This is a genomic window from Hymenobacter terricola, assembly GCF_017921975.2.
Lineage (GTDB): Bacteria > Bacteroidota > Bacteroidia > Cytophagales > Hymenobacteraceae > Hymenobacter > Hymenobacter terricola.
In genome coordinates, this window is sequence record NZ_JAGEMO020000009.1 from 213,604 (window position 1) to 234,352 (window position 20,749).

At 62.2% G+C, this 20,749-nt stretch carries 27 protein-coding genes and 1 pseudogene; 15 read left to right on the plus strand and 13 right to left on the minus strand.

Annotated features, from left to right (window positions below; all coding sequences use genetic code 11):
- The first annotated feature begins 39 nt into the window (after positions 1-39).
- The 3 genes from J4G38_RS09700 to J4G38_RS09710 all read left to right on the plus strand — a co-directional run bounded on the left by J4G38_RS09700 (position 40) and on the right by J4G38_RS09710 (position 2,254).
- A complete protein-coding gene (locus J4G38_RS09700; RefSeq protein WP_210516685.1) occupies positions 40-444 on the plus strand; it encodes a hypothetical protein in 405 nt (134 codons plus the stop codon).
- A 31-nt stretch (positions 445-475) separates the two neighbouring features.
- The gene (cmk, locus tag J4G38_RS09705) at positions 476-1,168 is read left to right on the plus strand and encodes a (d)CMP kinase (protein WP_210516683.1); all 693 of its coding nucleotides are present in this window, start codon (positions 476-478) and stop codon (positions 1,166-1,168) included.
- A 204-nt stretch (positions 1,169-1,372) separates the two neighbouring features.
- Positions 1,373-2,254, plus strand: coding sequence for a 4-hydroxy-3-methylbut-2-enyl diphosphate reductase (locus J4G38_RS09710; protein ID WP_210516681.1), 882 nt, complete (start codon positions 1,373-1,375; stop codon positions 2,252-2,254).
- Positions 2,255-2,257: 3 nt separating this feature from the next.
- Here J4G38_RS09710 and J4G38_RS09715 read toward each other — a convergent pair whose 3' ends face one another.
- Positions 2,258-2,788 (minus strand): O-acetyl-ADP-ribose deacetylase, encoded by a 531-nt coding sequence (locus J4G38_RS09715; RefSeq protein ID WP_210516679.1) that lies wholly within the window; start codon positions 2,786-2,788, stop codon positions 2,258-2,260.
- 201 nt (positions 2,789-2,989) lie between these two features.
- On the opposite strand from J4G38_RS09715, the gene J4G38_RS09720 reads away from it, so the two are divergent.
- The 9 genes from J4G38_RS09720 (at position 2,990) to J4G38_RS09760 (ending at position 9,818) form a co-directional block, all read left to right on the plus strand.
- Complete coding sequence (locus J4G38_RS09720; RefSeq protein WP_210516677.1) at positions 2,990-3,292, plus strand: 2TM domain-containing protein; 303 nt, start codon at positions 2,990-2,992, stop codon at positions 3,290-3,292.
- A 39-nt stretch (positions 3,293-3,331) separates the two neighbouring features.
- Positions 3,332-4,483, plus strand: coding sequence for a PQQ-dependent sugar dehydrogenase (locus tag J4G38_RS09725; protein WP_210516676.1), 1,152 nt, complete (start codon positions 3,332-3,334; stop codon positions 4,481-4,483).
- Positions 4,484-4,646: 163 nt separating this feature from the next.
- Entirely contained in the window at positions 4,647-5,123 is a 477-nt protein-coding gene (locus J4G38_RS09730) for an ATP-dependent zinc protease family protein (protein WP_210516674.1), read from the plus strand.
- Between the two features lie 152 nt (positions 5,124-5,275).
- Positions 5,276-6,229 carry a 30S ribosomal protein S6--L-glutamate ligase gene (gene rimK, locus J4G38_RS09735; RefSeq protein ID WP_210516672.1) on the plus strand — a complete coding sequence of 318 codons (954 nt, stop codon included), beginning with the start codon at positions 5,276-5,278 and terminating at the stop codon, positions 6,227-6,229.
- Positions 6,230-6,282: 53 nt separating this feature from the next.
- Positions 6,283-7,254: a succinylglutamate desuccinylase/aspartoacylase family protein gene (locus J4G38_RS09740; protein ID WP_226163323.1), complete on the plus strand. Its 972-nt coding sequence runs from the start codon at positions 6,283-6,285 to the stop codon at positions 7,252-7,254.
- Between the two features lie 134 nt (positions 7,255-7,388).
- Positions 7,389-8,096, plus strand: a complete 708-nt coding sequence (locus J4G38_RS09745; RefSeq protein ID WP_210516670.1) for an OmpH family outer membrane protein — start codon at positions 7,389-7,391, stop codon at positions 8,094-8,096.
- 151 nt (positions 8,097-8,247) lie between these two features.
- The gene (locus J4G38_RS09750) at positions 8,248-8,535 is read left to right on the plus strand and encodes a hypothetical protein (RefSeq protein WP_210516668.1); all 288 of its coding nucleotides are present in this window, start codon (positions 8,248-8,250) and stop codon (positions 8,533-8,535) included.
- A gap of 174 nt (positions 8,536-8,709) precedes the next feature.
- Positions 8,710-9,321: a hypothetical protein gene (locus J4G38_RS09755; RefSeq protein WP_210516666.1), complete on the plus strand. Its 612-nt coding sequence runs from the start codon at positions 8,710-8,712 to the stop codon at positions 9,319-9,321.
- 119 nt (positions 9,322-9,440) lie between these two features.
- Complete coding sequence (locus J4G38_RS09760) at positions 9,441-9,818, plus strand: cupin domain-containing protein (protein ID WP_210516664.1); 378 nt, start codon at positions 9,441-9,443, stop codon at positions 9,816-9,818.
- 26 nt (positions 9,819-9,844) lie between these two features.
- Here J4G38_RS09760 and J4G38_RS09765 read toward each other — a convergent pair whose 3' ends face one another.
- From J4G38_RS09765 to J4G38_RS09780, 4 genes are read right to left on the minus strand one after another with little or no spacing between them, the layout of a single operon-like run.
- A complete protein-coding gene (locus J4G38_RS09765; RefSeq protein WP_210516662.1) occupies positions 9,845-10,222 on the minus strand; it encodes a VOC family protein in 378 nt (125 codons plus the stop codon).
- 20 nt (positions 10,223-10,242) lie between these two features.
- A complete protein-coding gene (locus J4G38_RS09770; RefSeq protein WP_210516660.1) occupies positions 10,243-10,782 on the minus strand; it encodes a dihydrofolate reductase family protein in 540 nt (179 codons plus the stop codon).
- A gap of 9 nt (positions 10,783-10,791) precedes the next feature.
- Positions 10,792-11,214 carry a VOC family protein gene (locus tag J4G38_RS09775; RefSeq protein ID WP_210516658.1) on the minus strand — a complete coding sequence of 141 codons (423 nt, stop codon included), beginning with the start codon at positions 11,212-11,214 and terminating at the stop codon, positions 10,792-10,794.
- A 54-nt stretch (positions 11,215-11,268) separates the two neighbouring features.
- Positions 11,269-11,703: a DoxX family protein gene (locus J4G38_RS09780; RefSeq protein WP_210516657.1), complete on the minus strand. Its 435-nt coding sequence runs from the start codon at positions 11,701-11,703 to the stop codon at positions 11,269-11,271.
- A gap of 151 nt (positions 11,704-11,854) precedes the next feature.
- On the opposite strand from J4G38_RS09780, the gene J4G38_RS09785 reads away from it, so the two are divergent.
- Complete coding sequence (locus tag J4G38_RS09785; RefSeq protein WP_210516655.1) at positions 11,855-12,847, plus strand: GlxA family transcriptional regulator; 993 nt, start codon at positions 11,855-11,857, stop codon at positions 12,845-12,847.
- 95 nt (positions 12,848-12,942) lie between these two features.
- Positions 12,943-13,335, plus strand: a complete 393-nt coding sequence (locus tag J4G38_RS09790) for a hypothetical protein (protein WP_210516653.1) — start codon at positions 12,943-12,945, stop codon at positions 13,333-13,335.
- Between the two features lie 261 nt (positions 13,336-13,596).
- Here J4G38_RS09790 and J4G38_RS09795 read toward each other — a convergent pair whose 3' ends face one another.
- The 4 genes from J4G38_RS09795 to J4G38_RS09810 all read right to left on the minus strand — a co-directional run bounded on the left by J4G38_RS09795 (position 13,597) and on the right by J4G38_RS09810 (position 17,123).
- Positions 13,597-13,959, minus strand: a complete 363-nt coding sequence (locus J4G38_RS09795) for a glyoxalase superfamily protein (protein ID WP_210516651.1) — start codon at positions 13,957-13,959, stop codon at positions 13,597-13,599.
- Positions 13,960-14,039: 80 nt separating this feature from the next.
- On the minus strand, positions 14,040-14,687 hold the full coding sequence (locus J4G38_RS09800) for a zinc ribbon domain-containing protein (RefSeq protein ID WP_210516650.1): 648 nt from the start codon (positions 14,685-14,687) through the stop codon (positions 14,040-14,042).
- 127 nt (positions 14,688-14,814) lie between these two features.
- Positions 14,815-15,414, minus strand: a complete 600-nt coding sequence (locus J4G38_RS09805) for a hypothetical protein (protein ID WP_210516648.1) — start codon at positions 15,412-15,414, stop codon at positions 14,815-14,817.
- A 377-nt stretch (positions 15,415-15,791) separates the two neighbouring features.
- Positions 15,792-17,123, minus strand: a complete 1,332-nt coding sequence (locus tag J4G38_RS09810) for a glycoside hydrolase family 28 protein (RefSeq protein WP_210516646.1) — start codon at positions 17,121-17,123, stop codon at positions 15,792-15,794.
- Positions 17,124-17,618: 495 nt separating this feature from the next.
- Here J4G38_RS09810 and J4G38_RS09815 point away from each other — a divergent pair, with 495 nt between their 5' ends.
- Entirely contained in the window at positions 17,619-18,317 is a 699-nt protein-coding gene (locus tag J4G38_RS09815) for a hypothetical protein (protein WP_210516644.1), read from the plus strand.
- Positions 18,318-18,476: 159 nt separating this feature from the next.
- Here J4G38_RS09815 and J4G38_RS09820 read toward each other — a convergent pair whose 3' ends face one another.
- From J4G38_RS09820 to J4G38_RS09835, 4 genes and pseudogenes are all read right to left on the minus strand, one after another.
- Complete coding sequence (locus tag J4G38_RS09820) at positions 18,477-18,968, minus strand: hypothetical protein (protein ID WP_210516642.1); 492 nt, start codon at positions 18,966-18,968, stop codon at positions 18,477-18,479.
- Positions 18,969-19,139: 171 nt separating this feature from the next.
- Complete coding sequence (locus tag J4G38_RS09825; RefSeq protein ID WP_210516641.1) at positions 19,140-19,445, minus strand: hypothetical protein; 306 nt, start codon at positions 19,443-19,445, stop codon at positions 19,140-19,142.
- Between the two features lie 110 nt (positions 19,446-19,555).
- Positions 19,556-20,218 carry an NAD-dependent epimerase/dehydratase family protein gene (locus J4G38_RS09830; protein ID WP_210516639.1) on the minus strand — a complete coding sequence of 221 codons (663 nt, stop codon included), beginning with the start codon at positions 20,216-20,218 and terminating at the stop codon, positions 19,556-19,558.
- A 260-nt stretch (positions 20,219-20,478) separates the two neighbouring features.
- Positions 20,479-20,749, minus strand: a pseudogene (locus tag J4G38_RS09835) (GntR family transcriptional regulator); the annotation flags it as partial.

Genomic DNA, 20,749 nt, shown 5'->3' on the forward strand with positions numbered 1-20,749 from the left:
GTTATGCCCCACCTCTAACCCGCTGCTATTTCTATTTTTATGCCCGATATCATTCCCACACCCCTCGATTCGATAAATGCCGCCGCCGAGCAGGTTCGGCAGCAGTTAAAATTAAAAGCCTTCGATGCCGAGGGCGTGGCTCACTTGGCCAACTTTATTCAGGCCCAGCGCGGCGAGCTGGGCCCGGCCGAGCGGCCGGGCGTTATTATGGCTCTGGGCTGCTTTCTGGGGCAGTGCCTGGTGCAGGTGTACCGGGGCGAATGGGGCACCGGGCGCGACGGCACCACCGGTATCGGGCTGGCCAATCGATTTTTTTTTAACCCCTTCCATTTAGTCGATGCGCAACTGAATGAGGGAGAAAGCGCCTCGGTAGCTGCTTTTTTTGCCTCGGTTCCGAGCCGCTTGAAGTCGCCACCTGCTGCTCGTAAGGGTTGGATTTCGTAATCTTGCGGGGCCAATGGCCGCCCGCGTCGTTATGAAACAACTCGTTATCGCCATTGATGGTTACTCCTCGTGCGGCAAAAGCACCACCGCCAAAGCCGTGGCCACGCTGCTGCACTACGCCTACGTCGACACCGGCGCCATGTACCGCGCCGTGACGCTGTACCTGCTCGAAAACCAGATTGCCTTCGATGACCTGCCCCGCATCGAGCAGGCCTTGCAGGAAATCAACATCACCTTCCGCCGCCACCGCCGCACGGGCCGCAACGAGCTGTTTCTGAACGGCATGAACCGCGAGGATGACATCCGGCAGATGCTCATTTCCAATTCCGTGAGCGAGGTGTCGGTCATCCCCATGGTGCGGCACGCCATGGTGGCCCAGCAGCAGCGCATGGGCCGCAAGCGCGGCGTGGTGATGGACGGCCGCGACATCGGCACCACCGTTTTCCCCGATGCGGAGGTGAAAATTTTCATGACCGCCGAAATCGTGCTGCGCGCCCAGCGCCGCCAGGACGAGCTGGCCTTAACCGGCGAGATAGTGCCGCTGGAAGACATAATCGAGAACCTGCGCAAGCGCGATTACCTCGATTCGACCCGCGCCGAAAGCCCCCTGCGCCGCGCGGCCGATGCCGTGCTGCTCGACACCACGCACATTACCATCACCGAGCAGGTCGATTTCGTGCTGGATAGGGTTTCGGCGGCACTGTTCGCGGCGGGTTGGGACTAGCAACGTTCAAACAAGAACGTCATGCAGCGCGCAGCGAAGCATCTCGCGTGGGGTAATAATTATTTTTCTTGCGATTGAGTCACTACTACACGCGAGATGCTTCGCTGCGCCCTGCATGACGGCAAACTGCGCATTCGCAAACCCCGTTGCCGTACCTTTGCCCCGGCGAACCCCTCGCCGACGCGTGGTGTTAGACTTTGCAGCATGAAGGTCACGATTGATAAAAATTCCGGTTACTGCTTTGGCGTCGAATTCGCCATTCAGATGGCCGAGGACGAACTGGCGCACGGCCAGCAGCTCTATTGCCTGGGTGATATCGTGCACAACCGCATGGAAGTGGAGCGCCTGCACCAGCTGGGCCTGCGCATCATCGACCGCGAGCAGCTGGCCCAGCTGCACGACACCAAAGTCCTCATCCGGGCCCACGGTGAGCCGCCGGAAACGTATCAATTGGCCCTCGAAAACAACCTGGAGTTGATTGACGCCAGCTGCCCGGTGGTGCTCAAGCTGCAAAACCGCGTGAAGCACGCCTTCGACCTTAGCCAGCGCCAGGACGGCCAGATTGTGATATATGGCCAGCCCGGCCACGCCGAAGTGGCCGGCCTTACGGGCCAGACCGGCAACCGCGCCATCATCGTGATGAGCGAGGCCGACCTCGACCAGATTGATTTTGCCCGGCCCGTCACCCTCTTCAGCCAGACCACCAAAAGCACGGCCGGCTTCTACAAGATGAAGGCCCTGATGGAAGCGCGCATCCAGGCCGCCGGCGGCACGCTGGAGAGCTTCGATGCCAACGACAGCATTTGCCGGCAGGTGAGCAACCGCGAGCCCGCCCTGGCCAGATTCGCCCTCGAATACGACGTGGTGCTCTTCGTGAGCGGCCGCAAAAGCTCCAACGGCAAGGCCCTCTTCTCGGTGGTGAATGCGGTGAACCCGCACAGCTACTTCATCGAAAACGAAGCCGAAATCGACGAAAACTGGTTTGCTGACGCGCACTCCGTGGGCATTTGCGGGGCCACCAGCACGCCGCTCTGGCTGATGCAGCAGGTGGCCGAGCGGGTGGAAGGCGTGGGCGAGCTGGCGTAGGCTTTACCGTAGCTTCTGCTCGTAGAGCCGCCGGTTTTCCTCGTCGAACGCCACAAAAACGACTTTTTCGGGAAACTCATGGGCCGCCAGCCACTGCCGTACCTCGTGCACAGCAATGGCGGCGGCTTCCGCTTTGGGGTAGCCGTAGATGCCCGTGCTGATGCCGGGGAAAGCCACGCTGGCCAGGCTTTTTTCTTCAGCCAGGCGCAGGCTGTTGCGGTAGCAGTGGGCCAGTAGCTCGGGCTCGCCCTTGTGGCCGCCGTTCCAGACCGGGCCCACGGTGTGGATGACGTGCGCGGCCGGCAGCCGCCCGCCGGTGGTGATGACGGCCTCGCCGGTTTTGCAGCCACCCTGGCGGGCCCGGATTTGGCGGCATTCTTCCAGAATCTGGGGGCCGCCGGCGCGGTGGATGGCGCCATCCACGCCGCCCCCGCCGAGCAGGCTGGAATTGGCCGCGTTGACGATGGCCGAGACTTCCTGGCGGGTGATGTCGCCCTGCACAAGCTGGATGCGGGCGGAGAGGGTAGCGGGCATAAGAAGGAAAATAAGTAGATATTCGCGCAAAGATGTAATGCTGGCGCGGGTTCCGGCGATTCAGCTTGTGCTTACGCTTCGGCCCGCGCAAATGATGCCTGGGCAGGCCGCCCCGACACTTCGGCAACAGAAAGTGGCGGACCCCGGTAGCGAAAAGCTATATTTAATCATTAATCCTAACCACCTCAGCCCCTTACCATCATGGAACCCCTGAAACGCGACCCCTACCTGTGGCAGAAAGCAAAAGCCCGGACCAGATTCCAGTCGCACCTCGTGACGTACGTGGTGGTGAACTGCGGCCTGTGGGTGCTGTGGGCCTTCACCGACCGGCAGCACGATGGCGGCATACCCTGGCCGATATGGTCCACGGTATTTTGGGGCATTGGGTTGGTAATGAGCGGAATCGGGGCATACGGCGGCTTCAACCGCGAGCAGCGCACCCAGCGCGAATACGAGCGGCTGATGCGCGAGGAAGGCACCGGCAACCTGGACCGTTACCGGTAAGCGGGCAACCTTCGGCGGCGGGCAGCGGTTTGTGCGGGTATGAAAACGAACCTGCTGCCCCTGCTGGCCGCGCCGCTGCTCCTGGCCGCCGGCCCGGCCCCGGTGAAGAAGCCGGTCCTGCCCGCAGCCACCACGGCCGAAGCTAATCTCGCCAAAATCAAGCTGCCCGCCGGTTTCCGCATCAGCTACTTTGCCCAGAACGTGCCCGGCGCCCGCGAGCTGGCCGTGGGCCCCGACGGCACCGTGTACGTGGGCACCAGCGCCGACGGCACCAAGGGCAAAGTGTACGCGCTGCCCGATAAAAACCACAACGGCAAGGCCGACGCCGTGCTCACCATTGCCACCGGCCTCAACAGCCCCAACGGCGTGGCCGTGCGCCAGGGCAGCCTCTACGTGGCCGAAATCAACCGCATTACCCGCTTCGACAACATCGCGGCCAACCTGAAAACGGCGCCCAAAGCGGTGGTGGTGTACGATAAGCTGCCCGGCAACCCTTGGCACGGCATGCGCTACATCGCCTTTGGGCCCGACGGGCTGCTGTACGTGCCGGTGGGCGCGCCCTGCAATTCCTGCGCGCCGGACCAGCCGATTTTTGGCACCATCAACCGGATGAAGGCCGATGGCACGGGCTTCCAGAACGTGGCCACCGGCGTGCGCAATACCGTGGGTTTTGACTGGCACCCGGTAACCAAGGAGCTATGGTTTACCGACAACGGCCGCGACCTGCTGGGCGACGACCTGCCTTCTGATGAGCTGAACCACCTCACCAAGCCCGGCCAGAATTTCGGTTTCCCGTATTTCTTCGCCGGCGATGTGCCCGACCCCGAGCTGAGCGCCGGCAAAACGGCCAATATGTACGTGAAGCCGGCCCGCAAGCTGGGTGCCCACGTCGCCTCGCTGGGCATGAAGTTCTACACCGGCCGCAAGTTCCCGGCCCAGTACCGCAACCAGATTTTTATTCCCGAGCACGGCTCCTGGAACCGCAGCAAAAAGAGCGGCTACTGCATTTCGATGGTGAAGCTGGATGCCGCCGGCAAGGCCACCATCGCCTACCAGCCCTTCGCCGAAGGCTGGCTGCAGGGCCAGGAAAGCTGGGGCCGCCCGGTGTGTTTGCTGGTGCTGCCCGACGGCTCGATGCTGGTGAGCGACGACCAGGGCGGGGCCGTATTTCGGATTTGGTACGCGGGGTAGGGGGCAGGGCAGGGCAGGGGTAAAAGGACAGAAAAGAACGTCATGCAGAGCGCAGCGCAGCATCTCTACCGCGCTGGTAATCCAGTCGTTTGGGTTTACTATTGCGGTAGAGATGCTTCGCTGCGCTCTGCATGACGTTCCCGTTCGTTCCATTCCCGTTCTCATGACCCGCCCGCTCAAGCGCATCCTCGGCCGCCGCGAACTGATTGACTTTCCTGCCTTTGCCCTCGGCGGCGTGGAGGCCAAGGTGGACACCGGGGCCTACACCAGCGCCATTCACTGCACCAACATTCACATCGAAACCGATGCCCGGCAACGGCCAGTGCTGGTGGTCAACCTGCTCGACCCCGGCCATGAAGGCACCGATGGCTGCTCCCTAACGTTTACCGAGTTCGAGTTGCGCGACATCCGCTCTTCCAATGGCGAAGTGCAGGAGCGGTACGTCATTCGGGCGGTGGTGCAGCTGTACGGGAAGGATTTTGAAGCCGACTTTTCACTCTCCGACCGGTCCGATATGAAATACCCTGTGCTGTTGGGCCGCAGCCTGTTGCGTCAGGGGCATTTCGTGGTCGACGTGGCCAAGCGCAACCTATCCTACAAAGCCCTGGCCCGGGCCGCCGCCCGGCGCGCCCGGCCCTGACTAGCTTTGTGGCGCGGCAAGCCGGCGGGTTGGTGAAGGGTTGAATTGGTGCCTGGGCAGAAATTTAACCCTTCATTGCATCCCCAACCTGCCCTACCGCCGTCCCACCCCTGCTTCGCCAACTACACCCATCACCACCCCGCCACCTCCCGATGAAACTGGCCATTCTCTCGCGCGAGCCCAAGTCCTATTCCACCCAACGGCTGGTGGAGGCTGCCACCGCGCGGGGTCACGAAGCCGTGGTCATCGACCACCTGCAGTGCAACCTGGTGCTGGAAAAGGGCCACCCCGGCATCATTTACCAAGGCGAGCGGCTGGAAGGCTTCGACGCTATTATTCCGCGTATCGGGGCTTCGGTCACGTTCTACGGCACGGCCGTGGTGCGGCAGTTTGAGATGATGAAGGTGCGCACCGCCGTCGACAGCCAGGCCATTGTGCGCTCGCGCGACAAGCTCCGCTCGATGCAGATTCTGAGCCGCGCCGGCGTGGGCATGCCCAAAACGGCCTTCACCAACAATTCGGACGAAGTGCCCGCCATGATAAACCAGGTGGGCGGCGCCCCGGTCATCATCAAGCTGCTGGAAGGCACCCAGGGCCTGGGCGTGGTGCTGGCCGAGTCGGCCAAAGCCGCGCAGTCGGTCATCGAGGCCTTTCACAACCTCAAGGCCCGCATCATCGTGCAGGAATTCATCGCCGAAAGCAAGGGGGCCGACCTGCGCGCCTTCGTGGTAGATGGTGAAGTGGTGGGCGCCATGAAGCGCCAGGGCAAGGAGGGCGAGTTCCGCTCGAACCTGCACCGGGGCGGCACCGGCACACTGGTCAAGCTCAGTCGGGCCGAAAAAGCCGCCGCCCTGCTGGCCACCAAAGCCCTGGGCCTGGGCATCGCGGGCGTAGACATGCTGCAAAGCAAGCGCGGCCCGCTGGTGCTGGAGGTGAACTCCTCGCCCGGCCTGGAAGGCATCGAAAAAGCTACCCAGCAGGACATTGCCGGCCGCATCATCGAATACACCACCAACCTGGCGGCCAAGAAGAAAATCAAACCCAAAGCCAAAAAGGACGTCGACCACGCCGTGGATGCGCAATCGGATGTGCCGACGGGTAAATAGGGCTGGCATGAAGTTGGCCAGTGCTGCGGCCTAACCAGTTCTGCTGCTATTCAATGAAGATGCCTATGGGCCATGCCGCCGCCTCGTTTCACCTCAACGGCCTCACCATTCAGCCCGGCGAGCAGGTCCTCACGCGGCTCGTGATTTCGAAGCTGCCCTCGGGCACGGTGATTGACGTGCCGGTGCACGTGCTGCGCGCCACCGAGCCCGGCCCCACGCTGCTGCTGATGGGCGGCATGCACGGCGACGAAGTGAACGGCATCGAAACCATCCGGCGGCTGGTGCGGCGCGAACTGCTGCTGCCGTCGCGGGGCAGTGTCATCGCCATTCCCATTCTCAATATTTACGGGTTCCTGAATTTCAGCCGCGACGTGCCCGACGGCAAAGACGTGAACCGCTCGTTTCCGGGGTTTCCGCGGGGCTCGCTGGCCGGCCGGGTGGCGCACCGCTTCATGCGCGAAATCATGCCCCTGATTGACTACGGCATTGATTTCCACACCGGCGGCGCGGCCCGGGCCAACTATCCGCAGGTGCGCTGCCTGCTGGGCGTCGACCCCGAGATGGATGCCATGGCGGCCGCGTTTGGCGCGCCGTTCACGCTGCACGCCTCGCTGCGCGGCGGCTCCCTGCGCGAAGCCGCCCACAACCTGGGCAAGCGCATCATCGTGTACGAAACCGGCGAGAGCCTGCGGCTCGATGAGCCCGGCATTGAGGAGGCCGTGGCGGGCACCCTGCGGGTGATGCACCACCTGGGCATGGGCCCGGAAGCGCCTGCGCCGGCCCGGCCGGGCATCATCTGCCGGCGGCATACGTGGCTGCGGGCGCGCTTTGCGGGCCTGTTCCGCTCGCACGTCGAGAACGGGCAATTTGTGGAAAAGGGCCAGATTTACGGTTCCGTGGCCGACCCCTACGGGCAGCAGTCCGTGCGACTGGAGTCGCCGGTGAGCGGCTACGTGATTGGGCTGAATTACATGCCCGTGGTGAACCAGGGCGACGCCCTGCTGCATATTGCCGTGCCCGAGTAGGAACGCGCCACGGCGCGTTCGGCGGCCGGGCCGTTCGGGGCTTGCGCACCCCATTGGTCGTTCCACGATTGAACGCGCCGTGGCGCGTTCCTACGGCCTCCTTACTTTTGTCCTTTCTCCATCTTCATTCGTCAATGAAAAACCCTCTCCAGTTAACCATTAACATTGTGCTGGCTTTGGCCGTGGCCGGGCTGTATTTCATGCATTTCCGCAGTCCCGTGGCCGCGCCCGCCCTTGCTACCGATAAATCGGTGGCCGTCATGGCCTCGCCGGATATGAACACCGCCACCGATACGGCCGCTGCCGCCGTAGCCGAAACTACTTCCGCCGAAACCACTCCGGCTCCTGCCGCCACCCCTGCGGCCGATGTAACCGGCAACTTCTCGGGCAAGCTGGCCTACGTGGAATCGGGCAAGATGCTGGACGGCTACCAGGGCATGAAAGATGCCCGCAAGGCCTTCGAAGTCAAGGCCCGCGGCTGGGAAAAGCAGAACCAGAACATGCTGGCCAGCTTTAAGGCCGCCGTGGAGGCCTACCAGAAGCAGGCGCCCACCCTCACCGCCGAGCAGCGCGCTGCCACCGAGCAGAAGCTCCAGGCCCAGCAGCAGCAGGTGGGCCAGCAGCAGCAGCAACTCCAGGCCCAGGCCCAGGAGGAGGAAGGTAAACTGACCCAAAGCGTGCTCGAAAGCGTGAACAAGAAAGTGGAAGCCTACGGCAAAGCCCACGGCTACAAGCTGATTCTGATTGCGGCCCCCAGCGGCACCATTGCCTACGGCGAAAAAGACCTCGACATCACCGCGCCGGTGCTGGCTTACCTGAACGCTGCGTACCACAAAAAATAGGTTTGCCAGCCGCTGGTTTTCATTGATTCCTCACGTAATGGAATGGTATTTGGAGTTGTGGCAGGGACTGTTAAACCCCACGGCCGGGTTTACGTCTAACTCCCATAAACGTCCTTTCATCATTAACTGACGCGCTTTGGCGCGAATCCTTATGCGGACTAAATCCATGATTCTTTCGCTGGGCTTGTTCCTGCTGATGCTGGCCAGCCACGCGGCCAACGCTCAGGTTTCCGTGAGCATTGGCAGAGGCTACTACCCGCGGGCTTACTACCCACCCCGCTACTACTACCCGCCGGCTCCCGTGGTGTACGCCCCGCCGGCCGTGATATACGCGCCCGCGCCATATTACGCCCCGCGCCCGGTGTACTACGCCCCCCGGCCTTACTATGGCTACCGGGGTGGCTACCGCGGTGGGCGTGGCTACGGCCGCCGCTGGTAAGCCCGCCTGATTTCTGAATGAAAAGTCCTGCTGCTTCGGCCGCAGGGCTTTTTTTGTGCCCCCGGCAAGGAGTGCTGTTCGAAAAGACTGCCGGTACTTTGGGAGTTGCTGGCCGCGGGTGGCTGCGCAATTATGCTTAATCTTACGGCGGCAAAACTTTACCTCCTTTTCCGGATGAAATCATTCTCAATGGCGCTGGGCGCGGCCGTGCTGCTGGCCGGCTGCAACCAAACGGCCCCCGTCACTTCTGCGCCCACGGCCGCGGCGCCCGAAACGGCCGCCACGCCGGCCGCCGTCAAGGCCGACTCGGCTACGGCCGCGGCGGCGGCCCCGCCTGCCGATGCGGCCGCTGCGGCGCCTGCACCCGAAGCTACTACGCCCGCGCTGAAAGAGGCCGAAGTGATGAAAGTGTCGTTCAATTTCAAGCCCAGCCCGGACCCCGACGACCCCAGCCACCCCCGCACCAGCGCCCACCTCGTGCTGCAAGGCAGCAAGCCGCAGGACATTGACCTGGGCAAATTTGTGGGCAAGCCCGACGTGGTGGACGCCGCCAAAGCCAAGGCCGCCAACTTCCCAGCGGGCATGCTGATGGGCTTCCGCAGCTACTCGGCCGCCACCGGCACCAGCTCCGACCTGGCCGTGCTGAACGTGGACGGCCACCGCCTGCGCATCGTGCAGCGCCGCGTGGAAGAAACCGCTCCCGAAGCCGGTCAATTTGAAACTGCCCGCGAAATTCTCCTGCCGGAAAATACGGCAATTGTGGCCGCCTCCATGGCGAAAAAGTAGGGTAAATGGCGCGTTAGTTGTCAGTTGCCCGTTATCAGTTGTTAGGCTGTTGGGGAGTGATTGTGAGCAACAAACAACTGACAACTAGTAACTGACAACTTAAATGCGTAGGTTGGGGTATGAAAACTACCTCCCTCCTGAGCCCGCTGAAGGGCGCTACGCACCGCGAAGTAGGCGGTGTGCTCGTTGATGTGGTGCAGACCGGCAACGCGCGGGTCAAGCGCGTTGTGTACCCGCAAGGCTTTCGGTGGTCGAAAAACCTGAAGGATATCGTGGGCACGCCGCTGTGCATGCACGCCCATGTGGGCTTTCTGGCCAGTGGCCAGATTAATATTCAGTACGCCGACGGGGTGATTGAGGAGTTTGTGGCGCCGCAGGTGGTGGCCATCGCGCCCGGCCACGACGGCTGGGTAGTGGGCGATGAACCCGCCATTCTCATTGAATTCGACTTCGAAGGCGAAACCGTGGAGCGCATGGGCCTGCTCGTGACGCACTAGCCAATCCGCTGTGGGCCCGGTGCGCGCTACCGCCTTTCCGGGATTTCCTGCAAGGTCCAGGTGTTGCCGTCGGGGTCCCGGAAGCCGGCGTATTTGATGCCGCTCAGGTCCTGGATTTCGCCCATGGCCACGCCCCGGCCGGCCAGCTCGGCGCGGGCCTGAACGATATCGGCCACCACCAGATGCAGGCCCCGGAGCGAGCCGGCGGGCATGGCGATACCCGACAACCCCGTGCTCAGCACGATGGAGCAGGCCGAGCCGGGCGGCGTGAGCTGCACCACGCGCACCGTGGCGGTGGGCCGCACGTCGTGGTCGAGCCTGAAGCCGACTTGTTCGGTGTAGAATTTCAGGGCACGGTCGATGTCCGCCACCGGCACCGGGATTAGTTCGAGTTTGAAGTCCATGGTTAGGGTTGAATGCAGGCTCAGGCGCTGGCCCGCTCGTAGGTGAGGACAACGACGCCCGCGCTGGTCGTCACCGTATTGGTCAGCCTGAAATCGGAGCCGAAGCCTTCGGTAAATAGCCGCTTGCCGCTGCCCAGCACCGTAGGAAACACCATGAGGCGGTACTCGTCAACCAGGCCGTGCTGGCGCAGGTACTCCGTGAGCTGGCCGCTGCCGTAAATGAGCAGGTTCTGACCGGGCTGCCGCTTGAGCTGGGCCACGGCTTCGGCCACGTCGCCTTGCAGCAGCCGGGCGTTCCACTCGGTGGTGGCGAGCGTGCGGGAGGCCACGAATTTGGGCAGGCTGTTCATGCGCTCGGCAAACTGCTCCGCGTCCGTCATGGTGGGCCAGGCGGCGGCAAAGCCCTCGTAGGTGACGCGGCCCAGCAGCAGCGCGTCGCTGCTGAAGTTCAGGTCGTGCTGCAACTGGGCCAGCTCCTCGTTCCAGTAGGGAGCGGTCCAGGCGGGGTTTTCCATTACCCCGTCGAGGGTAAGGTATTCGGCGGCAACTACTTTTCTCATGACAGGAATTTATTCGTCGGCAGGGCGTTGGAAATTGAATAGCCAATTGATACCGAACCGGTCGGTGAACGTGCCGAATTTTCCGCCCCAGAACATATCTGCCAGTGGGTCGATGACCTGACCGCCTTCGCTCAGCCGGGCAAAGGTGGCCTCGATTTCGGCATCGTTGTCAAAGTGCAGGCTCATCCGCACAGTATTGCCCAAGGTAAGTGACGCCCGTGGGACGCCGGTATCGACTGCCATGATGATGTAATCCTTAGTCGTGAGCGTGCCGTGCATAATGTTCTCTTGGGCCTCGGCTGGCATGTGCGCCGCTGCGGGCGAGTCGCCGAACCGCTGCAAGTCGAGTTCGCCGCCCAGGCAGCTTTGGTAGAAGGCAAGCACTTCGCGGCAGTTGCCGCTGAAGAAGAGGTAGGGGCTGAGGTGAATCATGACAACTGATTTTTAGGGGTTTAAAAGCAGGTGATTGAAAGAGAAGCCGTGCGGCTAGATTACAAACGAAGGCGCAGAATCAAAAAGCATCGTTTCGCCCGTCTCACGAGCCGGCCGGGCCGTGGCCAGGTAGCGCTTCCAGAGAAAATAAAGGCCGAAAAGCACGGCCAGCATTACCAGAGCGGGAATGGAGCCCACCAGCCCCATGCCGGCAAACAGCACGGAAGCCGCCGCCCCGATGAAGTCGATGGCAAAGCCGGCAAACGCCCATTCCTTCAGCGTGCGGTACTTGGATTGCAGCAGGGCCAGCGCGCCCAGGATTTTGGCCACCCCGGTGATGGTCATGATGTACAGGGGGTAGCCGAGCTGGCGCATGGCTTCCTGTCCGTTTTTCTCCAGCAGGAGGCCGGCGACGCCGTCGGCCAGCATCATCAGGCAGAAGAGAACGGTGAGAGTCCAATAGAGGCGGGCGGTGGTGCGTGGTTTCATGGTCGGGGTTGGTTGAGGGGAAGAGAGTGTTAACTGTTTTAGTAATGCCTAACTTGTTTAGCAAAGGTATTAGCAAATGCGAGGTGGCAGCAGGGGCAATCACGCCCATTTAGGGGGGTGAAAGCGGCAGGTATTTGGCTATATTTGAGCTATGAAGCACATTTCGATTCTGGTGCCGGCCGGCGATGCCGTGGTCGGCAGCATTGAGGGACCGCACAAGGTACTCAGCCAGGTAAATGACTTTTTGGTGGGCCTGGGGCAGGCGCCCGCCTTCGAGATTGAACTGGTGGGCCTCACCAGGCACAAGACTTTCACCCGGGGCCTGTTCACGCTGCACGCCCACCGCACCATTGACGAGGATTTCCGCACCGACCTCATCATCATTCCCGCCCCGCACGGCGACCTGGCCGAAGCCGTGGCCCTGAACCACGCTTTCCTGCCCTGGATAATCCGGCAGCACCGGGCCGGCGCCGAAGTAGCCAGCCTGTGCCTCGGCGCGTTTATTCTGGCGGCCACGGGCCTGATGGATGGCCGCAAATGCGCCACGCACTGGCTGGGCGCCCAGCAGTTCGCGGCCATGTTCCCGGCCGTGAATTTGGTAGCCGAGCAGGTGATTACCGATGAGCAGGGCCTGTATTCCAGCGGCGGGGCCTATTCTTACCTGAACCTGGTGCTCTACCTCATCGAGAAGTACGTGAGCCGCGACATGGCCGTGTGCTGCGCCAAGGTGTTCCAGATTGACATTGGGCGCCACAGCCAGTCGCCGTTCGTCATTTTCAGCGGGCAGAAAGACCACGAGGACGAGCCCATCAAAAAGGCCCAGGAGTTCATCGAGCAGCACTTTGCGGCGAAACTATCCATTGAGGAGCTGGCGGCGCTGGCCTGCCTGAGCCGCCGCAATTTCGAGCGCCGCTTCAAGAAAGCCACCAGCAACACCGTGGCCGAATACATTCAGCGGGTGAAGATTGAGGCGGCCAAAATGAGCCTGGAATCATCGCAGGAAAACGTGAGCGAGGTGATGTACTCGGTGGGCTACTCCGATACCAAGGCCTTCCGGACGCTGTTTAAGCGGATTACGGGCGTGTCGCCGGGGGCGTATCGGGACCGGTACAGCCGGAAAGGCACAGCGGCCCTGGCCGCGTAGCGCAGCTCAGCTGTTTAGTAGAGTAATCTCTCGGGGTGATAATAATTAATAATAAATATTTTCGTGTTATTGGCAATCATTATTCATTCTACCCTATGAAACTGACAGCTGAGCTTGCACGAACCGTGCTGATGGGGGCGGTGATGGCGGCCGTTCCGGTGGTTGCTTTGGCCCAACCGAGGCCGGCAATTAGTGCCGGCAAAGTTCCTTCGGTGTACCTGCCGCCGTTGGCCCGGCCTGCGGTGAAAACTGCCGATTCGGCAACGCTGAGCAGGATTGGCTCCGGCCTGCGGAAAAACGTGACGGCGAAGAGCGCGGAGGCGGCCAAATCCGTGGTCATCATCACGTTGCGGCAGGTGGGCCTTGCCGGGGATTTTGGTTCGGTGCAGGCCGTGGGCAATGCCCGCGCCAATCCGGAACTGCGCGACGACCAGAAAACCGAGGCCCTCAACAAGAAATACGAAGAGGCCTTCCGAAACACGCAGTAGAAAAAGCTGGGCAAATACAGCAACGCCACGGTTGATGAAATGAAGAAGACGCACGAGGAGATGCTGCGAACGGCGAAAAGCGCCTCCACCGTGTACCCGTTCAGCCAGTTCTTGAAGATTCGTGCTGCCCGCATCCGTCAGCAATCGAAGGAAAAGTGAACGGGCATTTGGCTCGAACGCCCCTCTTACCCAATAACCGCGGCCGAAAAAAGCCCCGCCAGTTGCTGACGGGGCTTTTTTCGGCCGCTAGCATTTCAGCGGCTACCGGCGTTCCACGAAAGTAAGGCGGTTGCCGAAGGGGTCATGCACGGTTATTTCCAGCGCCGTGGGGTCGTAGAAAGGCGCGTAAAGGCCGGGTTTGTTGTACTTGTAGTTCTTGGCCAGCAGCCGTTGGTGAAAGGCGGTGAGGCGCTGAAAGTCATCGATGAAAACGCGGGCCCCCGGCGTGCAGTCGCCGTGATGCTCCGAGAGGTGCAGCGTGACGTCGCCCAGGGCAATTTGCAGGTAGGCGGGACTGCCCTCCGGCCGGTGCTCCCACTCTATCCGGAAGCCGAGCCAGGCCACGTAAAATTCCAGGGCTTTGTCGTAGTCAAAAATTCGGAGGATTGGTTTTACCGTGGCCATGGGAAGGGAGATGAAGTGAAGAATTTTAAAATGAAAGCGCGGTGCGACGTTCTTTTTATTCCTGGCTCCCCGCTCCCGGCTCAGTTCTTCGTGCCGCAGCCGGGGCAAAACTTCTGGTCGGGCTTGAGGGTTTCGCCGCAGCCGGTGCAGTGGCGCTCCTGGGTTTGGGCGGCGGTGGCGGTGCCGCAGCTGGGGCAAAACTTCTGGCCGGCGGCCAGGGTGGTGTGGCAGTTGGCGCACTGCAGCAGGGCCGGGTTGCGGTTGAGGAAATCGAGGTTTTTGGTGTAGTCCTGCTCGCGGGTTTTGGTGCGGATTTGTTCGCTGGTGGCCTGGGCCTGTTGGGCGCGCAGCTCCTCCTGCTCGTCAGGGGCGCAGGCTTCGCAGAGGCCGGCGCTGGCGTTCCAGCACACGTCGGGGCACACCCAATGGCCACAGCGCGTGCACTGCTTAAAGTGCTGCTTGCCCTCGGCCACGGCGGCTTCCAGGGCGGTGTCGTGGGCCTTGCCGCCCACGGCGCGCTGAATCTGGTAGGCGGCATTTTCGACCCCGCCCAGGCCGCCAAACAGGCTGCTGGCCGCGCTCAGCAAGCTCCCGGCAATGCCCATGGCGTTGGGCTGGAACCGCGACATGTAGCCGTTGCGGCACTGGTCGCAATGAAACTTGAACTGGTAGCCTTTGTCGGTGGAAAGGTCGTCGTAGTTGGCGACGAACTGAATCAGGTTGCTCATGGTGGGCGCGGGAAGGTGGTGGTGGCAAAAGTAACGCGGAATGCCAATATGGTGATACCGGGTTGGTAGCAAAAAAGCCTCGTCCTTAGTGGACGAGGCTTTTGGGGGATAAGGAATGAGGCGCGTGCTAGAACGTGAAGCGCAGGCTCACGGCGGCGTCGTGGTAGAAGCCGGTGTAGCCGTGGAATACTTCGAAGAAGGGCTTGTAGTCGACCCCTACCACGAAGGGCAGGTCCTGCAGCTTGTATTCGAGGCCCAGAATCAGGTCGGCACCGATGGCGAGGTAGGTGGTTTCGTCGTAGTAATAGCCGTTTTTGTTGTTCTTCACGAAGTACACGTCGCCGTTGCGGCCGTTGTAATAATACCGGTCATCGGCGAAGTAGTAGCGGCCCTGGTAGGCCCCGGCGTGGAAACCCGCCCCGTAGTAGAACTGCAGGCCTTTCACGTCGGCCACGCCCAGGTGCTTTTCGCCCAGCACCGTGAGGCGGGCGCCGTGGGCCCGGTATTCGGTGGTGAGCAGGCCTTCGATGGCCACGCCTTTGCCGCTGCTCAAAAAGTGCTTGATGGTGAGGCCCGACGACCAGCCGCCGCCGCGCAGGCCAATGCCGGTATTGTAGCCGGAGGAGCTGCTGCTGCCGCCACTGCTCTTCTTTTTAGATTGGGCCTGGGCCACCAGCGCGGGCAGCGAAAGCAGGATAAGCAGTACCGTAAATTGTAAACGCTTCATAGATTTTATGAATAGTGGGGAAAAAGGAAAGTTGGACAAAAGTAATGGGTACGGGCTGGATTGCTCACATTGGGCCGGGGGAGGTGGTAATTAGGCTGGTTTTGGGAGTAGTGCGAACGGTGGCGTTCGCGTGGCTGCGCAGCTTGGAAACCCCCGACTGGCGCGGGGACGCGAACGACACCGGTTGCGCTACTGGCTAACGACCTGCAAACCCCTTATCAGCCTGCTCACCCGCAACAGCGCCCTCATCAAAGCCATCGGTGCGCGGCCCGAAAATCCCCACCTCGCCCGCTCCTGAAGCTTAAGCCGCACAAGCAGTCCGAAAAGCCCCGTCAGTAGCTGGCGGGGCTTTTCGGACTGCTTGCTGCAATGGTGAGCTAATCCGGCTTGAGGGGAGTCACGGCCGGGCCGGCCTGAACGGCTGGCGCCGACTTCAGGGGCGCGCCGTTGAGGGTGACGTTCTCAAATTTTACGTCCGGATACTTGTTCGGGAAGGCGGCATTGTCAGCCGTGGCCTCCACGTTTTTGAAGGTGATGTTGGATACCTTATCAGTGGGGTTGCCGTCCAATACCGCAAACTGCTTGCACTTCACTTTTACGTTGGAAATGGTGATGTTGCGGATAATGCCAAAGGGTTTCTCCGTGCTGCCGGCCATGTTAAAAAACTGCGTCCAGGGCGAGAGCGTGACGATGGTGCCGCAGCGGCCGGTGATGTTTTCGATGGTGATGTTCTCGTAAATCTGGTAGGTGTCGGGGCGCATTTTGAAGAGCAGGACGGGCCGCTCGTTGTCGACCCGGCAGTTGCGCATGGTGATGCGGTTGGCGTGGATGCACTCGCTGCCGCAGGTGAGGGCCGCGTGCACATCGCCGAAGGTGCAGTTCTCGACCAGGATGTCTTCAATCGGGCCATTCTCGGGCAGCTTTTGGGCGGTGGGGCCTTTGCCGCCCTTCATGCAGATGCCGTCGTCGTTCACGGAGAGGTAGCAGTTGCGGATGGTCACTTTGCTGCACACGTCAATGTCGACGCCATCGGTGCTGGGGGCCTTCACGGGCCGGAAAGGCGAGCGGATATCGCAGCCGTCCATCAGCACGTTGGTGCACTGGTAGAGGTGGGTGGTCCAGAAGCCGGAGTTGTGCAGCTTCACGTTTTTGATGGTCACGTTGTTGCAGCCCCAGATGAAGAGCAGCCGGGGCCGGTGCACCTCCAGGTTGGTGGAGGGCTTGTGGGCTTGCTGCATGGAATCGCGGTGCGCCCAGAAGGCTTTCCAGAACCGCAGGCCGTTGCCGTCGATGGTGCCGGGGCCGGTGATGCTGAAGCCATTTACCCTGGTGGCATTGACGAGGGCGGCGTAATAATCGAGTTTCTGGCCCTCCATGCGCGAGGGAATGAGGGGGTAGTCGGCAATATTATCGGAGCCTTTGAGCTTGGCGCCTTCCTGCAGGCGCAGGTGGGTGTTGGGCTTGAAAAACAGCGCCCCGCTCAGGAAAACGCCTTTGGGAACGACGATGGTGCCCCCGCCGCCGGCGCTGGCCCGGTCGATGGTCTGCTGAATAGCCAGCGTGTTCAGCCGGGTGCTGTCGGTGCCGGCCCCGAACTGGGTGATGACGTACTCCTTGGGTTGGGGGGCTTTCTTTGGCGGGGTGGCGGCGGGGAGGGGCAGGGCGAAAGCGACCAGCCAGGCCGTGAGCAGCGCAAATGCAAGTTTCATGGGCGGGAAAAATGGTTGAGGCTGCAAAGAAGCGGCGGGGGAATGGGTGGACTGTTCTGTAGTTACCTGATTGGTGGGGTAGAACGTGGTGAGGTGCGCCCGCCGGCACCTCACCCCCGGCCCCTCTCCCGCGGAGAGGGGAGCCAGCCGGCGCGGAGGTTTGTGGTTCGGCAGGAAGGTTTGTGGTTCGGAGGGAAGGTTTGGAGTTCGGAAGCGGTTGGTGGGGTTCGGAAGCGGTTGGTGGGGCTTCGGAAGCGGTTGGTGGGGCTTCGGAAGCGGTTGGCGGGACTTCGGAAGGGGTGGGCAGGGCTTCGGAAGGGGTGGGCGGGCGTTCGGAAGCGGTTGGCGGGCGTTCGGAAGCGGTTGGCGAGCGTTCGGAAGGGGTGGGCGGGCGTTCGGATGGAAGAGGCGGGCCGGCGGTTCCGCATAAAAGCACGACAATACGGAAATATTCGCTACGTTTGAAGGATACATCTACCCTTAACGCTCAGCGATATGGACAACAACAAGCTCGACGCGCAGCTCCGGCGCGACACCGCCACTACCACCGGCCTGCTGGCCGACCAGGACCACTACAAGCCCCTGGAAGACGATATCGCGCCCTTGCGCGAGGAGCACGCCGCCAACCTGGCCCAAGCCCGCCTCCTGGAAGACGCCGTGATGGGCGACGACAGCGGCACCGTGACCCAGCAAAAAGCCGGGGCCAAAGCCCTGCTCAAGCCCCTGGCCTACCGCCTGGCCGCCGCCCTGCAAGGCCACGCCGCCAGCAAAACCAACCAGGACGGGGACCTGGCCGGCCGCGTGCGCTACTCCCGCAGCACCATTTCCGAAGCCGGCGATGCCAGCTTTGCCACCATCGTGGGGGCGCTGCTGAAGGAGGCCCAGCCCCTGGCCACCCAACTGGCCAAGCGCGAGTTCATGGCCGGGGACCTGCTCGAAACCACCCGCCTGCTGGCCCGCTTCGAAAAGAAAACCGATAGCCAGCGCCTCACCGTGGTGGCCGGCAGCACCGACCGCAAAACCCTCATCGCCCTGCTGCGCCGCAACGCCAACCTCATCAAGGAAATGCGGGTGCAGCTCAAAGCCTACGAAAACTCCCCCACCAAGCACAACGTCTGGCTGCGCTTCCAGGGCTACACCAAGCTCATCCTCCTCGGCCAGGGCAGCCCCAAAGCTGACCCCAAAGCGAAGTAGGAAGCCCAAGCCGCTGAACAAACAAAAAGCCCCGCCAGTAGCTGGCGGGGCTTTTTGCTCAGGCTTCGGTTGTGCTTTTGCCCACTCCGGAACGCCGCAGGCTGCAAAAGCGGCCGAGGGGCTGTTGCCTTTCCTGTTCCCAAGGGCAGCGCTGCCGGTTTACGACTGGTGCTTTATGCGCTGGTCCAGCCACTGCCACGCCGGGGCTGGCGAATAAAACAGGCAGAATTCAAAGTGCTGGTCCAGCTGGGCTATTACCTGCGTGTTGGTATAGGGCAGGGACGCCTCCGCGTCGAGCAGGCCGGCGATGCCGCGCAGGTTTGGGCAATTGGCTTTGATGCCCGGAATCCACTCGTATTCCAGCCAGGAAAGGGCTTCGCCCCATTCGCCGCTCGACCCGCGCAGGTCTTGCATCAGGCCCTGGGGCTGCCACTGCTGGTTGAGCTGCAGGCCCACATAGGCCGCGCGCACCAGCTCGTCGCTCGTCATGTGGCCATGCCAGCGCACATACAGCACCTCCGTGCCGGGGAAAAAGGTGTAGTCGGCCACCACGGCGCCGAACGAATCGTGGGTAGTGTGGACATGGTGGCCGTTTTGGTGCTGTTTGGCAAAGCTGCGTGGCAAAGACAGCGCGTTGTTAAATTGGTTCATTGATATATATTTAACACAAAGGTACTTGATAGGTGCTGCTTCTGCCAAAATCTTGTGGATGGCGGCGTGATTATCGAAGGCCGTTGCCGCGCTGGCGCCCCTCCCGGCAGGGGCGCCGGCGTGGCCGGGAGGGGCGCTTCGGAACTACTGTTTGTCGTTTGGAGCGAAGGCTTATGCTTCGGCAGTCCCGGACGGAGCTTCGGGGGCAAGGGTTGCGGTTCGGAAGCAGTTGGCGAGGCTTCGGAAGCAGTTGACGGAGCCGATGGTGCCGGGCCAGGGCGGCCCGGACAACTGGCCCAGGCGTTTCACTACCAGGCCTTCCTGGGCGTTGAGGCGCACGGTGTTGGTCAGGCCCACGTCGGCCGTGGGGGCGGTGGCCCGCACGAAGAAGCCCTGCATGGCGGCCCGGTACTTGGTGCCCCCGTTGGTGCCGAGGCCGTTCACGTAGGCCTTGTAGGTGCCGGTGGCGCTGCCCATTATGCCCATATCGATGCCGCCCGGGCCGCCGCGTCGTAGCGCGAACTTTGCAGTCCGCGTCCCCGCGCCGTTAGAGCCGTTAGAATCGTTAAACGGCGCGGGGGCGAGGACTACAAAGCCTGCGCTACGGCCAACTCTTCGGCCTCGTGTACGCGCACGCCGCCGCCATCGTCCTCGGCGGCGCGCAACATGGCGGCAGCCACGGCCGCGCTGGTCACGGGCCGGTATTTCAGCAGGGGCCCGCGCATCAGCGGGTGCAGCACCCGCAGCACGGCGGCGGCGATGCGCTCGCTCAGGCGGGGCTGCGCCCGCTCGCCCAGCAGCAGCGAGGGCCGGAAAATGTGAATGACCCGAAACGGCGTCTGGCGCACGGCGTCCTCCATTTCGCCCTTTACGCGGCTGTAGTAAAGGCGGCTTTCCGCATCGGCCCCCATGCTGGACACCACCATAAATTGCGACGCGAAGTTGCCAGCCGATACGGCCGCCAGCCGCACCACGTACAGGAAGTCGACTTTAAAAAAAGCCTCCTTCGAGCCCGCCTGCTGCATGGTGGTGCCCAGGCAGCAATACACGTCGTCGGCAATCAGCTTCAGGCGCACATCCTCCAGGTTGTCCAGCTCGGTCACTACCTGCACCAGCTTGGGGTGGATGGTCGGCACGGCCTTGCGCCCCACCACAATCACCTTCGCGTAGCGTTCCGAGGCCAGCAGCAGCGGCAATAATTGCGAACCAATGAGGCCCGAGGCCCCAGCGAGTAAAGCGGTTTTTTGCATAGCGGATGGAAAGTGACAGGCAGAAGATGCGAATGGTGATACGGAATCAGGCAGCGGCGGATATCCCCTCTACCCGCCGGCCCCGGCCCAGCCGCAGCGCGGCGACAGGTTGGTGGCCATTGGGTAGTAGAACGTAAATAGCCGCGTAGCGGCGACAGAATGGCCTGGGGGCTCTGTCGCCGCTACGCGGCTTTAGAGTCGGGGGTGGTGAATGCCACCAACCTGTCGCCGCGTTGCGGCTGGGCTATTGCTGTAGGAAATTACTTCAGCACCGTCGCCTCCGGCTCCAGCAGCACCAGCCCTTGCCGGAACAACGCCCCCAGCGCCTTCTTGAACACCTTTTTGCTCATGCCCACGCGGCGGTACACGTCCTCGGCCAGGCTCTTGTCGCCGAGCGGCAGCCGCCCGCCCGGCGCGGCCTTAATGGCTTTGAGCAGCGTATCGGTGGCCGATTCCACTTCGCCGTAGCCTTCTTTTTGCAGGCGCACGTCGAGCTTGCCATCGGCCCGCACCTGGCGGAGGAAGCCGGGC

Coding starts and splice junctions, on each gene's coding strand:
- J4G38_RS09810 (WP_210516646.1), bottom strand. CDS start 17,123: ATGAAACTTGCATTTGCGCTGCTCACGGCCTGGCTGGTCGCTTTCGCC.
- cmk (WP_210516683.1), top strand. CDS start 476: ATGAAACAACTCGTTATCGCCATTGATGGTTACTCCTCGTGCGGCAAA.
- J4G38_RS09770 (WP_210516660.1), bottom strand. CDS start 10,782: ATGAGAAAAGTAGTTGCCGCCGAATACCTTACCCTCGACGGGGTAATG.
- J4G38_RS09750 (WP_210516668.1), top strand. CDS start 8,248: ATGCGGACTAAATCCATGATTCTTTCGCTGGGCTTGTTCCTGCTGATG.
- J4G38_RS09795 (WP_210516651.1), bottom strand. CDS start 13,959: ATGGCCACGGTAAAACCAATCCTCCGAATTTTTGACTACGACAAAGCC.
- J4G38_RS09755 (WP_210516666.1), top strand. CDS start 8,710: ATGAAATCATTCTCAATGGCGCTGGGCGCGGCCGTGCTGCTGGCCGGC.
- J4G38_RS09805 (WP_210516648.1), bottom strand. CDS start 15,414: ATGAAGCGTTTACAATTTACGGTACTGCTTATCCTGCTTTCGCTGCCC.
- rimK (WP_210516672.1), top strand. CDS start 5,276: ATGAAACTGGCCATTCTCTCGCGCGAGCCCAAGTCCTATTCCACCCAA.
- J4G38_RS09830 (WP_210516639.1), bottom strand. CDS start 20,218: ATGCAAAAAACCGCTTTACTCGCTGGGGCCTCGGGCCTCATTGGTTCG.
- J4G38_RS09825 (WP_210516641.1), bottom strand. CDS start 19,445: ATGGGCAGCGCCACCGGCACCTACAAGGCCTACGTGAACGGCCTCGGC.
- J4G38_RS09730 (WP_210516674.1), top strand. CDS start 4,647: ATGACCCGCCCGCTCAAGCGCATCCTCGGCCGCCGCGAACTGATTGAC.
- J4G38_RS09765 (WP_210516662.1), bottom strand. CDS start 10,222: ATGGACTTCAAACTCGAACTAATCCCGGTGCCGGTGGCGGACATCGAC.
- J4G38_RS09800 (WP_210516650.1), bottom strand. CDS start 14,687: ATGAGCAACCTGATTCAGTTCGTCGCCAACTACGACGACCTTTCCACC.
- J4G38_RS09720 (WP_210516677.1), top strand. CDS start 2,990: ATGGAACCCCTGAAACGCGACCCCTACCTGTGGCAGAAAGCAAAAGCC.
- J4G38_RS09740 (WP_226163323.1), top strand. CDS start 6,283: ATGAAGATGCCTATGGGCCATGCCGCCGCCTCGTTTCACCTCAACGGC.
- J4G38_RS09725 (WP_210516676.1), top strand. CDS start 3,332: ATGAAAACGAACCTGCTGCCCCTGCTGGCCGCGCCGCTGCTCCTGGCC.
- J4G38_RS09815 (WP_210516644.1), top strand. CDS start 17,619: ATGGACAACAACAAGCTCGACGCGCAGCTCCGGCGCGACACCGCCACT.
- J4G38_RS09785 (WP_210516655.1), top strand. CDS start 11,855: ATGAAGCACATTTCGATTCTGGTGCCGGCCGGCGATGCCGTGGTCGGC.
- J4G38_RS09775 (WP_210516658.1), bottom strand. CDS start 11,214: ATGATTCACCTCAGCCCCTACCTCTTCTTCAGCGGCAACTGCCGCGAA.
- J4G38_RS09820 (WP_210516642.1), bottom strand. CDS start 18,968: ATGAACCAATTTAACAACGCGCTGTCTTTGCCACGCAGCTTTGCCAAA.
- J4G38_RS09790 (WP_210516653.1), top strand. CDS start 12,943: ATGAAACTGACAGCTGAGCTTGCACGAACCGTGCTGATGGGGGCGGTG.
- J4G38_RS09780 (WP_210516657.1), bottom strand. CDS start 11,703: ATGAAACCACGCACCACCGCCCGCCTCTATTGGACTCTCACCGTTCTC.
- J4G38_RS09745 (WP_210516670.1), top strand. CDS start 7,389: ATGAAAAACCCTCTCCAGTTAACCATTAACATTGTGCTGGCTTTGGCC.
- J4G38_RS09710 (WP_210516681.1), top strand. CDS start 1,373: ATGAAGGTCACGATTGATAAAAATTCCGGTTACTGCTTTGGCGTCGAA.
- J4G38_RS09715 (WP_210516679.1), bottom strand. CDS start 2,788: ATGCCCGCTACCCTCTCCGCCCGCATCCAGCTTGTGCAGGGCGACATC.
- J4G38_RS09760 (WP_210516664.1), top strand. CDS start 9,441: ATGAAAACTACCTCCCTCCTGAGCCCGCTGAAGGGCGCTACGCACCGC.
- J4G38_RS09700 (WP_210516685.1), top strand. CDS start 40: ATGCCCGATATCATTCCCACACCCCTCGATTCGATAAATGCCGCCGCC.